Annotated in this window: 12 protein-coding genes; 5 read left to right on the top strand and 7 right to left on the bottom strand. The window is 74.6% G+C overall.

The genetic code is table 11. The annotated features are described in order from the left end of the window. Positions 1 to 142: 142 nt before the first annotated feature. A complete protein-coding gene (locus UO65_RS34435) occupies positions 143 to 2380 on the bottom strand; it encodes a Stk1 family PASTA domain-containing Ser/Thr kinase (protein ID WP_233427485.1) in 2238 nt (745 codons plus the stop codon). 179 nt (positions 2381 to 2559) lie between these two features. Here UO65_RS34435 and UO65_RS08485 point away from each other — a divergent pair, with 179 nt between their 5' ends. After that, entirely contained in the window at positions 2560 to 2928 is a 369-nt protein-coding gene (locus UO65_RS08485) for an Rv2175c family DNA-binding protein (RefSeq protein ID WP_200873342.1), read from the top strand. 15 nt (positions 2929 to 2943) lie between these two features. Here the strand turns inward: UO65_RS08485 and UO65_RS08480 are convergent, their stop codons facing one another. The 3 genes from UO65_RS08480 to UO65_RS08470 form a co-directional block, all read right to left on the bottom strand. Continuing rightward, the gene (locus UO65_RS08480) at positions 2944 to 4344 is read right to left on the bottom strand and encodes a hypothetical protein (protein ID WP_152552020.1); all 1401 of its coding nucleotides are present in this window, start codon (positions 4342 to 4344) and stop codon (positions 2944 to 2946) included. A 63-nt stretch (positions 4345 to 4407) separates the two neighbouring features. Further along, positions 4408 to 5943, bottom strand: a complete 1536-nt coding sequence (gene crtI / locus UO65_RS08475) for a phytoene desaturase family protein (protein WP_035280350.1) — start codon at positions 5941 to 5943, stop codon at positions 4408 to 4410. Between the two features lie 2 nt (positions 5944 to 5945). Beyond that, complete coding sequence (locus UO65_RS08470) at positions 5946 to 7034, bottom strand: polyprenyl synthetase family protein (RefSeq protein ID WP_052020910.1); 1089 nt, start codon at positions 7032 to 7034, stop codon at positions 5946 to 5948. 177 nt (positions 7035 to 7211) lie between these two features. Between UO65_RS08470 and UO65_RS08465 the strand changes: the two genes are divergently transcribed. After that, entirely contained in the window at positions 7212 to 8096 is an 885-nt protein-coding gene (locus UO65_RS08465; RefSeq protein WP_035280348.1) for a methylenetetrahydrofolate reductase, read from the top strand. A 9-nt stretch (positions 8097 to 8105) separates the two neighbouring features. On the opposite strand, the gene UO65_RS08460 is transcribed toward UO65_RS08465, so the two are convergent. Then, positions 8106 to 8801, bottom strand: a complete 696-nt coding sequence (locus tag UO65_RS08460; protein ID WP_052020908.1) for an LppM family (lipo)protein — start codon at positions 8799 to 8801, stop codon at positions 8106 to 8108. A gap of 100 nt (positions 8802 to 8901) precedes the next feature. Here UO65_RS08460 and UO65_RS08455 point away from each other — a divergent pair, with 100 nt between their 5' ends. Further along, positions 8902 to 10575: a DUF885 domain-containing protein gene (locus UO65_RS08455; RefSeq protein WP_035280345.1), complete on the top strand. Its 1674-nt coding sequence runs from the start codon at positions 8902 to 8904 to the stop codon at positions 10573 to 10575. Positions 10576 to 10767: 192 nt separating this feature from the next. On the opposite strand, the gene UO65_RS08450 is transcribed toward UO65_RS08455, so the two are convergent. Next, positions 10768 to 11337, bottom strand: coding sequence for a GNAT family N-acetyltransferase (locus tag UO65_RS08450; protein WP_035280343.1), 570 nt, complete (start codon positions 11335 to 11337; stop codon positions 10768 to 10770). Continuing rightward, positions 11334 to 11855, bottom strand: a complete 522-nt coding sequence (locus UO65_RS08445; protein ID WP_035280341.1) for a YbaK/EbsC family protein — start codon at positions 11853 to 11855, stop codon at positions 11334 to 11336. Before UO65_RS08445 ends, UO65_RS08450 begins: the two co-directional genes overlap by 4 nt. A gap of 221 nt (positions 11856 to 12076) precedes the next feature. On the opposite strand from UO65_RS08445, the gene UO65_RS08440 reads away from it, so the two are divergent. Together UO65_RS08440 and UO65_RS08435 are read left to right on the top strand one after the other, a co-directional pair. Then, complete coding sequence (locus UO65_RS08440; protein WP_035280338.1) at positions 12077 to 12499, top strand: SAV_6107 family HEPN domain-containing protein; 423 nt, start codon at positions 12077 to 12079, stop codon at positions 12497 to 12499. Next, positions 12496 to 13263 carry a maleylpyruvate isomerase family mycothiol-dependent enzyme gene (locus tag UO65_RS08435; protein WP_035280335.1) on the top strand — a complete coding sequence of 256 codons (768 nt, stop codon included), beginning with the start codon at positions 12496 to 12498 and terminating at the stop codon, positions 13261 to 13263. Before UO65_RS08440 ends, UO65_RS08435 begins: the two co-directional genes overlap by 4 nt. Positions 13264 to 13625: the final 362 nt, after the last annotated feature.

Genomic DNA, 13625 nt, shown 5'->3' with positions numbered 1-13625 from the left:
GGCACCCCCACAAACAACCGGGCTCGCGAAGGCACGGCCAAACACATCCACCCAGCCGGGCACCACCGACAAACGACCGGCGCTTGAACCCAGAGCACCGCCGCGCCATGCCGGGCACCGCAGCGGGCCGCGCCGCGATCCGTCAGCCGAAGGCGAAGACCGTGATGGTCGTGCCCGCCTGGACCTTCGCGCCCGCGTTCGGCTCCTGGGTGAAGATCCGCCCGCCACCGCCCGCCGGGAAGCGCAGCGCCAGGGTCAACCCCAGCGGCCGCAGGAGCGCGGTGGCCTCGTCGACCGTCTTCTGGTTCAGGTCCGGGACGGTGACCGCGTTCGACACCACCACCGACACCCGCTTGTTCCCGTCCGCCTCGACCTGCGTGCCGGGGCCCGGGTCGGTGCGGATCACCCGGCCGCTGTCCACGTCGCCGTTGAACTCGGCGGGGCCGTCGAAGGGCTGGAAGCCCGCCGAGGTCAGCGCCTGGAAGGCCTCGTCGCGGGTTTTGCCGCGCACGTCCGGGACCTGCTTGGGCTGCGGACCCCGGCTCAGCACCAGCACCACCCGCTGGCCGAGGTCCACCTCGGTGCCCGACGCGGGTTCCAGGCGCACCAGGGTGCCCTTGGGGGCCTTGTCGTCGTAGACGTTCTTGCCGTCGTCTCGCTGCGGTTGCAGCTCGGCGTCGCGCAGCGCCGCCTCGGCCGCCTCCGGGGTCGACCCGGCGGGCACGTCCGGCACCACCGGGCGGCCCGCCGACACCGTCAGCTCCACCTGGTCGCCGCGCAGCGCCTGCGCCCCCGCCCCCGGGTCCGTGCTGATCACCTGGCCCGCGGCCACCCGGTTGTCCCGGACGGTGACGATCTTCGGGGTCAGCCCGGCGTCGCGCACCGCCTGTTCCGCCGCCGCGGTCTGCTGCCCCACCAGCGACGGCACCTCGGAGTAGCGGCCGTCGGAGAACCACCAGATCCCGGTCGCCACCAGCGCCAGCACGACCACGCCGACGATCGACGGGACCAGCCACCTCGGCCGCTTGCGCACGGGCGCCCGGGGAACCGCCTGCGGCCCGGTCGGCGGGTGGCCGGTGGCGTACGGCAACGGCCCGCTCGGCGGGTACTCCACCGGCGGGTACTGCCGGGCGTGCTCGACGACCTTCTCCAGGTCCGAGCGCAGCATCGCCCGGGTCCCCTGCGGGCCCGCCGCGCTGAACCCGTTCGGCACGTGCCGCACCACGGTCGCCGACTGCCCCGGGGCCATCGCCTGCGCGCTCGCCACCGGTGACTCCACCGGCCGCACCCGCACCGTCGCCTCCGGGTCCAGGTCCTGGACCGGGGTCCCCCCGGGCGCGCTCGCCACCCCGTGCCCGGGCGTGTTCACCGCGCCGCCGGGTGCCTGTGCCGCCATGCCCCCGGGCACGGGCGCCACCGGGCTCCCGGGTGCGTGCGCCGCTGTGCTCCCGGGTGCGTGCGCCACCACGGCCGTCTCCAGCACGTCCTGCCCGTCGTGCACCTCGGGGGGCGCCCCGCGCGGCGGCACCGGCAGCACCCCGGAGGTGGTGCCCACGTCCGGCACCGCGATCGTCTCGTCCGGCATCGGCGTCGGGACCGGCACCCGCATCCTGGGCAGGTTCAGCGCCGTGCGCACGTGCTGCAACTCCATCAGGAACGCCGCGCCGTCCGCCGGTCGCGCCCCCGCCTCGCGCCGGGTGCAGCGCACCACCAGGTCGTCGAGCATCGGCGGGATGCCCGGCACGGTCGCGCTCGGCGGCGGCACGTCGTCGTTGACGTGCCGGTAGGCCACCGACAGCGCGTTGTCCCCCCGGTACGGGGCGTTGCCGGTCAGGGTCTCGTAGAGCACGATGCCCGCCGAGTACACGTCGCCGCGCGCGGTCGCCGCCCCGGTCGTGACCTGCTCGGGGGACAGGTAGGACACCGTGCCGAGGATGACGCTGCTCTTGGTGGTGCCCACGCTGGAGATCGCCCGGACCAGGCCGAAGTCGGCGACCTTGACCACCCCGCCGGTGCCGATCAGCACGTTCTCCGGCTTCACGTCCCGGTGGATCAGGCCCGCCCGGTGCGCCGCGCCCAGCGCGGACAGCACCGGCTCCATGATCGCCACGGCCAGCGGCGCGGGCAGCGCGCCGCGCTCGGCCAGCAGGTCGCGCAGGGTGGCGCCGGTGACCAGCTCCATCACCAGGTAGACGTTGTCGCCGTCGAGGCCCTGGTCGTGCACGGCCACCACGTTCGGGTGGTGGATCTTGGCGGCGGACCGGGCCTCGCGCTCGAACCGCTCGACGAACGCCGGGTCGGCGGCGAACCGCGGGTCCATCACCTTGATCGCCACCGGGCGGTCCAGCCGGGTGTCCAGGCCGCGGTAGACCGCGGACATGCCCCCGCGCGCGAGCAGCGCGTCCACGCGGTAGCGCTGCTCCAGCAGCGAACCGATCACTCCCGGCCCCTTGTCCTCCACGGGAACCGATCGTACGGACGGGCGCGGCGGCGCGTGCCCAGGCCCGCGAATCTGTGACCAACGGCGGGCCGCCGCGGCCGTGTGGCATCGTTGCGCCCGTGAGTTCGATTCCCGCGGCCTCCGCCGACGCGCTCGGCGCCGAGGTGGAGCTGCTGCCCCTGCCCGACGTCGCCGAAGCCCTCGACCTGCCGATCACCCGCGTCCACCAGGCCCTGCGCGACCGGCACCTGATCGCGGTGCGCCGCAAGGGCGTGCTGATGGTGCCCGCCGCCTTCCTCGACGAGACCGGCGTGGTCAAGCACCTGACCAGCACCATCACCGTGCTGCACGACTCCGGCTACGACTCCGACGAGTCGCTGCGCTGGCTGTTCACCGAGGACGAGTCGCTGCCCGGCAGCCCGATCCAGGCGCTGCGGGACAACCGCGGCCGGGAGGTCAAGCGCCGGGCCCAGGCCCTCGCCTTCTGATCCCGGCCCGCGCCGTCAGCCCGCGCAGCCGACCCACTGGCCCGCCGGGCACGCCTTGGCGGTGTTCCGGTAGCCGTCGACGAGCTGCTTGACCAGGCCCTGCGCCGCCGCCGCGTCGTCGGTCGCGGTGACCAGCCGCGACAGGCACACCTTGCCCGTGGTGCCCAGGCACACCAGGAGCTGCTGCTCGGCGTGCTCGGCCCAGAACTTCGTGGCGACCGCCCCGTACTTCCAGACGACCTCCCGGCCGCCCTCGGCGTAGCCGATCGAGTAGACGAAGTTGCTGCCCTCGGTCTTGCGCACCCGCGGGTCGGCGGGCGCGGCCGCGGCTCGCGCGCCGACCTTGCTCAGGTCCGGCGGGTCCGCCAGCACCAGGGTGGACCACTGCACGCTGTACGGGTGGTTGCCCGGCACCGAGTTCGCCCGCTGGAAGAAGCCCACCCACTCCGGGGTGGCCAGCGTGCAGGTCGCCCCGCCGCCCTGGCCGGGGGCCACCGGGCCGGTCACCGCGTCGCACGCGCCCAGCGCCGCGCCGTCGCCCTGCCAGGTGCCGCGCACCGACACCTTCACCGCGAGCTTGCTGTTGTTGGTGAACCGCACGACGATCGAGCAGCTCTGCGCCCCGCACCCCTCGAAGCTGTGCGAACTCTCCTGGACCGTGGTCAGCACGTCCACCGGGGCGGTGACCTGCTGGGCCGCCGCGGCGAAGTCCTGGTAGAACTTCGCCACCCCCGCCGACCCGTCGGTCACCGTGGCGACCAGGTCGCGCACGCTGGTGGAGTCGGAGTCACCGGCCTTGTCCAGCTCGACCTTGACCACCCCGTACGGCGCCTTCGCGGTGGTGCTCACCGCGCCCCGGCCGGTCTTCGACCGCACCACCTCGACGTCGCCGACCTTGGTCCGGGCGCCGTCGGTCAGCGGCCGGTCGCCCGCGGTCTCCACGCCCTCGGCGAGGTTCTGCCCGAGGGTCTGCGGGGTGAACACGTCGGCCAGTTCCACGCCGATCAGCCCGGCCGGGACCTTCACCCACCGGTCGGCCACCGCCGCGCCCTTGCTCGGCCCGTCGGCGATCCCGGGCAGCGTGGCCCAGAAGTCGGCCGCGGCCCTGAGGAAGGTGGACCGGTCGACCACCAGCACGGTCGCCGACTTCCCGTCGAGGCCGAGCGTGCCGGTCATCTCGCCGCTGCCCGCGGCGGTGATGTCGAAGGTGGCCTTGTGGTTGCCCGCGGCCTGCATGGTGCCCTGGTAGCGCAGCACCGCCGCCTCACCGAGGTCGGTCAGCGACTGGCGCACCGACTCGGTGGCCGTCGGCGGCTCGATGGTCGCGGCCACCGGCGTCCCACTCACCCCGGGAGAGCACGCCGAGGCGACGACCGCCGCCGAGACCGCCCAGACCGCGACTGCACGCCTCGACAACCGGTCACCCCCTGCTGCTGCCCGTCCCTTGCGGGGATTATCCACCGAAGGCCGCCGCGGGCCTCACAATCCGCTCACGGATTCACCTCGACCGCCCGCGCGCCCGACGACCGGGAGCCTACCCACCACCCGCTGCGCGGCCAGTCGTCCGGAGATCAACACCGGCGGGATGCCCACCCCCGGGGTGGTGCCGCTGCCCGCCAGCACCACGTTCTCCACCCCCGGCACCAGGTTGCGCGGCCGGAACGGACCGGTCTGGGTGAACGTGTGCGCCAGCGAGAACGGCGTGCCCTCGGCCAGTCCGGCCGCCGCCCAGTCCGCAGGCGTCACCAGCCGCTGCACCTCCACCGCGTCGCCGAACCCGGTCAGGCCGCGCGCTTGGAGCGTGGCCACCAGCTCGTCGCGGTAGATCGGGCCGATCCGGTCCCAGTCGACCGGGCCCACCCGCAGGTTCGGGCACGGCGCCAGCACCGACACCTGCTGCCTGCCCTCGGGCGCCATCGCCGGGTCGGTCGCGGTCGGGCGGGTCACCAGCAGCGACGGGTCGGCCATCAGCTCCCCGCGCCGGGTGATCTCCTCGAACGTCCGCTCCCAGGCGCCGCCGAAGAGGATCGTGTGGTGGTCGAGCATGTCCCAGGACCGGGTGACCCCGGTGTGCAGGACCACCGCCGACGGCGAGTGCCGCAGCGGCAGCGGCCTGCGCGGCGCCACCCCGAGCAGCCGGTAGGCCACCGGCAGGTCGGTGGTGACCACCACCGCGTCGCACGGCACGCGCTCACCGGCGGTCGTGCGGACCGCGCCCACCCGGCCGCCGACCCGCTCCAGCCAGGCCGCGCCGGTGCCGTAGCGGAACGCCACCCCGGCCCGGCCCGCGGCGGCGGCCATCGCCTCGGCCACCGCGCCGACCCCGCCGCGCGGGAAGTACACGCCCGCGACGGTGTCCATGTAGGCGATCACCGCGTACGCCGCCAGCGCCCGGCTGGGCGGCACCCCGGCGTAGAGGGACTGGAACGTGAAGAGCCTGCGCAGCCGCTCGTCGGACAGGAAGCGCCCCACCGCCGGACCCAGCCGCCCGAAGCCGCCCAGCGCGGCCAACCGCGCCAGGTCCAGGCCGAGCAGGTCGAACGGGGAGTCGAAGTTGGCGCCGATGAACCGGTCGCGCTGCACCTGGTGCATCCGGGTCAGCCACGCCCGCAGCCGCCGGTAGCCGTCGGCCTCGGCGGGGCCGGCGACCCGGCGGACCTCCTCCTCCATCGCGGCGCCGTCGGTGTGCACCGCGATCGTGCTGCCGTCGGCGAAGTGCGCCCGGTAGGCCGGGTCCAGCTCCACCAGGTCCACCTCGGCGGCCAGCGAGGTGCCCACCGCGGCCAGCGCCTCGTCCACCAGCTCCGGCATGGTCAGCACGGTGGCCCCGGTGTCGACGGTGTACCCGCCCAGCCGGTCGCGGCGGGCCCGCCCGCCCGGGCCGTCCGCCGCCTCCAGCACCGTGACCGAGCGCCCGGCCGAGGCCAGGTGCAGCGCGGCCGACAGGCCGGACAGGCCCGCCCCGACCACCACCACGTGGTCGGTCCGCCCCGGGATCGTTCGCCGCCCGCGCATGGCTAGCTGGTCCTCCTGGTCGCCGTCACGGCCAACTCCCGCAGCACCCGGCCCGCCGGGTCGGCCAACTCCACGGCCTCCAACGCGGTCAGCGCGGTCTCGGTCAGCTCCGCCATCCTGGTCTCCACCTCGGTGACCGCGCCCACGTCCAGCAGCAGCCCGCGGACCCGCTCCACCCCGTCGGCGTCGAGCGCGTCGTCGCCCAGGGCGGCCCGCATGGCCTCGGCGTCGGCGTCGCGGCCCGCGGCCACCGCCCGGCGCAGGCCCGCGGACATCAGCAGCGTCCGCTTGCCCTCGCGCAGGTCGTCCCCGGCGGGCTTGCCGGTGACCTCGGTGTCGCCGAACATGCCCAGCAGGTCGTCGCGCAACTGGAAGGCCACGCCGATGTCGGTGCCGAAGGCGCGCAGCCCGGCCACCACGTGCTCCGGGGCGCCCGCCAGCGCGGCGCCGAGGTGCAGCGGGCGCTCCACGGTGTAGGCGGCGGTCTTCATCCGCGCCACGCTCAGCGCGGCCTCCCCGGACTCGTCGCCGGTCGCCTGGGTCAGCACGTCGAGGTACTGCCCGGCCAGCATCTCCGCGCGCATCGCCTGCCACGGCGGCAGCGCCGCCACCTGCCGGTGCGCGGGCAGCCCGGCCCCGGTGAACATGTCGTCCGCCCAGGCCAGCGCCAAGTCGCCGAGCAGGATCGCCGCGGCCGCGCCGAACCGCTCCGGCGCACCGGCCCAGCCGCGCTCGCGGTGCCGGGCGGCGAACTCCACGTGCACCGTCGGCTTGCCGCGTCGCACCGCCGAGGCGTCCATCAGGTCGTCGTGGACCAGCGCGCACGCCTGGATCAGCTCCAGTGCGCTCACCGCCCGCAGCACCGCCTCGGCCTCCACCCCGGTGCCCGCACCGCCCGCCCCGCGCCACCCCCACCAGGCGAAGGTCGGCCGCAGCCGCTTGCCGCCGCCGAGCACGAAGTCGGCCAGCGAGGCCACCGCCGACCCGAAGGACGGGGCCTGGTCTGCCATGCCCGCGTGCCGCACCGCCAGGTAGTCGGCCAGCGCGCGCTCCACGTGCGCGGCCACCGCCGCGTCGATGGGCTCGTCGATGGGCCGGTCGATGGGCTCGTGGATCACCGGGGTCCTGCCTGCCGCCTGCACGCCCCTATCGTGCGGTGCCCGGCCGCGTCCCGCCGGACCGGGGGGTCCCGATGTGACGTCCGCTTCGTGCGCGCACGCCCCCGAGGAGGTCTGTCCGGAAGATCGCGCTGTCGCTACCCTTGGCGCATGACGACAGTGACGGAGCGGCTGCGCACCGACCGGCCGGTCTTCTCGGTGGAGTTCATGCCCCCGAGGGACGAGGCCGACGAGCGGCGGCTGTGGAAGGCGGTCCGCGAACTGGAGGGCCTGGACCCCGCCTTCGTCTCCGTCACCTACGGCGCGGGCGGCTCCAGCCGCGACCGCACCATCCGCACCACCGGCCGGATGGCCACCGAGACCACGCTGGTCCCGATGGCGCACCTGACCGCCGTCGACCACACGGTCGCCGAGCTGCGCAACGTCATCGGCTGGTACGCCGCCCACGGCATCCGCAACGTCCTGGCCCTGCGCGGCGACCCGCCCGGCGACCCGAACGGCCCCTGGGTGTCCACCCCCGGCGGCCTCAACTACGCCGACGAGCTGGTCGCCCTCGTCCGCGAGCTGGGCGACTTCTGCGTCGGCGTGGCCGCCTTCCCCTACGGCCACCCCGGCTGCACCGACCTCGACGCCGACACCGACAACCTGATGCGCAAGTTCGCCGCGGGCGCGGACTTCGCCATCGCCCAGTTGTTCTTCCAGCCGGAGGACTTCCTGCGGCTGCGCGACCGGGTCGCCGCCCGCGGCACCGACAAGATCGTCGTGCCCGGCATCATGCCGCTGACCACGCCGAAGATGCTCTACAAGACCGTCGAGCTGTCCGGCGCGCCGCTGCCCCCGCACTTCGCGGCCCGGCTGGAACCGCTCGCCGAGGACGCCAAGGCCTTCCGCGCCGAGGGCATCGACCTGATCACCGAGACCTGCCAGCGCCTGCTCGCCGAGGGCGTGAACGACCTGCACTTCTACACCTTCAACCAGTCCAAGGCCACCCGCGAGGTGGTCGGCCGACTGGGACTGGTGCCCACCCGCGCCTGACCCGGCCGCTCAGGTCTGGGCTGGGGTGCCAAGCTGCCGCTGGGTGCGGCGGTGGCTGAACAGCGCCAGCCCCAGCACGATCATCGACACCGCCACGCCGCCCGCGCCCACCATCACCACCCACTGCGTCCACGACACCCCGGACGAGTCGCTGTACTGCGCCGTGGCGCTGAACTCCGACACCGCCCCCGGCTTGGGCTTCCAGCTCACGGTGCCGTTGTCGTTGACGCCGTTCGTGCGGCCCACCGTGCCCGGGAAGGTGATCTTGAGCTGGATGTCCGCCCGGTCCTCGGGCACCTCGGTCAGGTCGACCGACCCGGCCAGCGTCACCAGGTCCCCGGCCCGGCGGAACGTCAGCCGGTACTGCTTGCCCACCGTGATCGTGTCGCCCAGCAGGGACACCTCGGCGAAGGTCAGGTCCTGGAACAGCACCGTCTGCCCGACGTAGCCGTCCTGCGTGTAGACCTGCGTCCGCACCTTGCCCTTGAGCTCCGGGGCGACGGTGAGCTGCGGGCCCGTGTCGTCCTGCCTGCCCGCCACCGAGGCCACCACGAGCTGACCGGAGACCGTGTCGTCCTCCGACACCGCGAACTCCGCCTGCACCCGCAGGCACCCCGACAGCGCCAGCACCGCCACCACGGTCAACGGGATCAGCGCCGCCCACCTGCGCAGGCGGACACGGGACGGGGAAGTGGCGTGCGGCACCGGGCCATCCTGCCGTACCCGTCCACCCCCGCGCGCCCCGGCATCCACCCCGGCGGCCACCTCCCGGCCACCGGGCGGCGGGTCGGATAGCGTTCGCCGCATGGTGTCCCCTTCACACGACGTGCACCGGATCAGTGACTCCTACGTCGCCTCGCTGGCCGCGCTGGACCCGATCCTCGCGACCTACCTGGGCCAGCCCGGCCACGACCACCGGCTGCCCGACTACTCCCCGGACGGGGTCGCCGCGCTCGGCGCGCTGGCCACCGCCGCGCTGGCCGAGATGGAGGCCGCCGACGCCGACGACCCGGCCGCGGCCAACGCGAAGGCGGTGTTCACCGAACGCGTCGGCCTCACCGCCGAACTGCACGGGGCCCGCCTCGTCGACTGGCAGCTCAACGTCATCTCCAGCCCGGCCCAGGACGTGCGCGAGGTCTTCGACCTGATGCCCACCGACTCCGCCGAGGACTGGGCCACCATCGCCACCCGGCTCGCCGCCGTCCCCGAGTGCCTCGCGGGCTACCGGCTCGCGCTGCGCGCCGCCGCCGCCCGCGGTGACGTCGCCGCGCTGCGCCAGGTCACCAAGGTCGCCGAGCAGTGCCGGGGCTGGGCGGGCCGTTCCGGCGCACCGTCGTACTTCAGCACCCTCGCCGAGGGGGCGGGCGAGCACGCGGGCCCCGACCTGGCTGCCGGGGTGGCCGCCGCCGAGCAGGCGTACGCGGACCTGGCCGACTTCCTCACCGGCGAACTGGCCGCCGCCGCACCCACCGAGGACGCGGTGGGGGAGGAGCGCTACCGGCTGTGGTCGCGGCTCTACACCGGCGCCCGGATCGACCTCGCCGAGGCCTACGAGTGGGGCTGGGCGGAGTTCACCCGGATCGAGACCGAGATGAAACAGGTGGCGAACCGGATCAAGCCCGGTGCCACGGTCGCCGAGGCCGCCGCGCACCTCGACGCCGACCCGCGCTACCGGGTCGTCGGCCAGGACGCGCTGCGGGAGTGGATGCAGCGCCTGTCCGACCAGGCGCTGTCGGACCTGCGCGGCGTGCACTTCGACATCCCGGACCGGCTGATGCGGTTGGAGTGCCGGATCAGCCCACCCGGCGGCCCGGTCGGCGCCTACTACAACGGCCCCACCGAGGACTGGTCGCGGCCGGGCCGGATGTGGTGGTCGGTCCCCGCCGACCGGACCGAGTTCTCCACCTGGCGCGAGGTCACGACCGTTTACCACGAGGGCGCCCCCGGCCACCACCTGCAGATCGCCACCGCGGTCAACCAGGCCGCGAGCCTGAACAAGTTCCAGCGCCTGCTGGCCTGGGTCCCCGGCTACGGCGAGGGCTGGGCCCTCTACGCCGAACGCCTCATGCGCGAGTTCGGCTACCTCGACGATGACGGCGACCTGCTGGGGATGCTCGACGCCCACCTGTTCCGCGCCGCCAGGGTGGTCGTCGACATCGGCATGCACCTGAAGCTGGAGATCCCCCGCGGCACCGGCTTCCACGAGGGCGAGCGCTGGACCCCGGACCTGGGCCTGGAGTTCATGCTCACCCGCACCATCACCGACCCCGCCCACGTCCACGACGAGATCGACCGCTACCTGGGCTGGCCGGGCCAGGCCCCCACCTACAAGCTCGGCGAACGCCTCTGGCTGCGCGCCCGCGACGAGGCGAAGGCCCGCCGGGGTGCTGAGTTCGACCTCAAGCGCTTCCACCAGGAAGTCCTGGAGATGGGCGCGATGGGCCTGGACACCCTCACCGAGCGCCTCGCCGCCCTGTGACCGCCGCGCCGTGACCCCGGAAGCGGCCCGCCCCCGACACGGAGCGGGCCGCTTCCGACTCGGGTCGCTCCGGGGAACGCCGACCTCGATCCTGCCGCGCGCGCCCCACCGAGTCGGGGACGATGCCGGGTGGGGACGAGGGGGTGGGTGGCGGGAGGAATCAGGCGGAGCGGCGGGAGGGGTCGGGCAAGTTCACTCGATCGGGAGCGACCTGCCCAGCACCCCGAACGGCCGCGGATCGCCGGCGAACTGGTAGTTGCGCAGCACGTCCGTGAACGCGAGCCGCCGGTAGAGCCGCCACGCCCGCGACGGCCCCTCCGGCGTCGACAGCAGCACGTGCGCGCTCCCCGTCCCCGCCACCAGCAGCCGCACCAGTTCCGCGCCGGTGCCCTGCCCCTGTCTGTCCGGCCGCACGTGCAGCTCGGTCAGTTCGAAGTAGTCGTCCAACCAGGAGTCGGCGACCTCCGCCCCGCGCCGCTCGGTGACCCCGCGGCGCACCTGCTCGTGCCACCACTGACCGGGCGCGCCGAGGTAGCCGTAGGCGATGCCCGCCATGGCGCCGCCGTCGTCGAAGGCGGCCACGCAGCGCCAGCCCGAGCGCAGCATGTGCGCCAGCCACATCGGCGCCCGCTGCTCGGCGGTGCCCTTCGGGTAGTCCATGGCGGCGACGTAGAGCGCGAGTGCCTCGCGCAGCCGTCCGCGCAGCTCGTCGGCGGACAGCTCCACGAACCGGGCGACACGGGGGGACGGAGCGGCGGTCACGAAGAGGGATCATCCTCCTGGCCGGACACATCCGCAGCCACACCCCCGGTGAGTGTCACCAGATCGTCGTACGTGGTCGGGAAGACCGACTTGGCGTGCCCCGCCGCAGCCCAGACGACCGGGTACCGCCGCAGGTGGGTGTCGACGACGGTGGTCAGCGCCGCGGGGTGCCCGACCGGGGCGACGCCGCCGATGGCCTGCCCGGTGTGCTCGCGCACGAACGCGGGGTCGGCCCGGCCGACGGAGTCCGCGCCCACCAGCCCGGCCAGCAGGGCGGTGTCGGCCCGGTGCGCCCCGGAGGTCAGCGCCAGCAGCGGCCGCCGCTCACCGCCGTGCGCGGCGGCGAAGACCAGGCTGTTGGCGATGGCCCCCACCGGTACGCCCAGCGCGGCCGCCGCGAGCGCGGCGGTGCGGACCTCGTCGTCCAGGACGCGGACCCCGTCGGCGGCAGCGTCCATCCCGGCCGCGCGCAGCGCGGCCACCACCCGCGCCACCGCGGGGTGTTCGAGTGTGCTCACCGCTCCATCCCACCACCCCGGGTGACCTGCCGGGCAACCGGTGGGCGGGTCACACCGTGATCCGCTTGAAGCACCGGCACCCAGGGGCTATCCTGGTCTTACTCGAACACGTGTTCGAGGCGGTTCGGTGGTGGGGCGGGGGAAGCGCCTCACCACCGGACACCGCCGGCTCCCCTCGGCGCAGCGCCACGCCCCGTCGGCACGACCGCGAGGAGGCCACGATGACCAGCACGCTGGACTTCCCCGTCACGCCCACCCCACCCGCCCCCGTCCCGCCCTCGGCGATCGCCCTGCTCAAGCAGGCCGAGCAGGGCCTGCTCGCGGTGGCCGCCGAAACCGACCCGGCGCACCGCTTCGCCGACGCCTACCTGTGCGCGCTGCGCGCCGCCGCGGCGCTGCTGGCCGTGCGCGGCCGCCCGCACCGCGGCCGGGCCAAGCCGACCAGCGTGTGGACGCTGACCTCCTCGGTCGCCCCGGAGTTCCGCGAGTGGGCGGCGTTCTTCGCCTCCTGCTCGGCCACCCGGGCCGAGGTGCAGGCGGGCATCACCAACCGGGTCGGCCCGCGCGCCGCGGACGACCTGTTCCGCCAGACCCGGCAGTTCGTCGCCCTCGTCCACCGCGCCGTGCACGGCACCGGTCGATGACGGAACCGATCGACGCGGACCGACTGCTCGACGTGCTGGAGACCGAAACCCTGCTGCTGGCGGCATCCGCCGCCGCGGCCGACCACGACCGGCCGGTACCCGCCTGCCCCGGCCTGACCGTCGGCGAAACCGCCCGCCACCTGGGCAGCGTCCAGCGGATGGTCCTGACCTGGGTCCGCACCGGGGAACGCCCGGTGAACTGGGACCGCGAACCCGCCCAGGGCGAAGCGGTCGAGGACTGGCTGCGCGACGGCCTGCGGGCGCTGCTCGGCGAACTCGCCGCCCACGCCCCCGGCGAACCCTGCCCCACCTGGCACCCGGACCAGCACAACTACCTGTTCTGGAGACGCCGGATGGCCCACGAGTCCACCGTCCACCGCGTCGACGTGCAGAGCGCGGCCAACGGCGGCGGCCACGACCCGATCCCCGAGCCGGTGGCCCTCGACGGCATCGACGAGGTGCTCACCGTCTGGTTCACCCGCCGCCTGGCCGAACTGGGGGTCGTCGGCACCCGGGCGGCCACCGTGGTGGTCCGCGCGGCGGGCCGCTCCTGGCTCGCCGAGATGGGCGTGGACCGAACCTGCGCCGCCCCGGCCCCACCCGAAGCCGCCAAGCCCGCCGACGCCGTGGTCACCGCCGAACCCACCGCGCTCTACCTGTGGCTCTGGGGCCGCTCAGCGGTCTTCGACCAGGGCCTGCACCGCCAGGGCGACATGGACGCGGTGGCCCAACTCTGGGCCCTGCTGCGCCTGGCAACCCGCTAGGACAAGATCGCCCACCCCAAAACCGCCCGCGCGGCCACCCGCCACTCCCACTGGCGCAGCAACAACAACCAGCCAGCCATCCAAGAAACCGGCGGCCTGGCGAGCGAATACCAGGCTGGGTGGATGTGCTTGCCCAGCCGACCACCCCAGGAACCACCGGCCCGGCTACCAGCCCCCCGAACGCCACTGGCGCAGTCACCAACCGGCCACCCCGAAAGCCGCCGGCCCAGCGAGCGAATGCCGGGGTGGATGGATGCGCTCGGCCAGCCGACCGCCCCGAGAACCGGCGGCCCGACCAAGCAACTGCTCGGGTGGGTGGATGTGTTTGGCCGGGGGTGGCGATCATGTGACAGCCTGCCTGG

The organism is Actinokineospora spheciospongiae, from assembly GCF_000564855.1.
In the GTDB taxonomy this organism is placed as follows: domain Bacteria; phylum Actinomycetota; class Actinomycetes; order Mycobacteriales; family Pseudonocardiaceae; genus Actinokineospora; species Actinokineospora spheciospongiae.
This window is presented reverse-complemented; position numbering and strand designations above follow the sequence as displayed.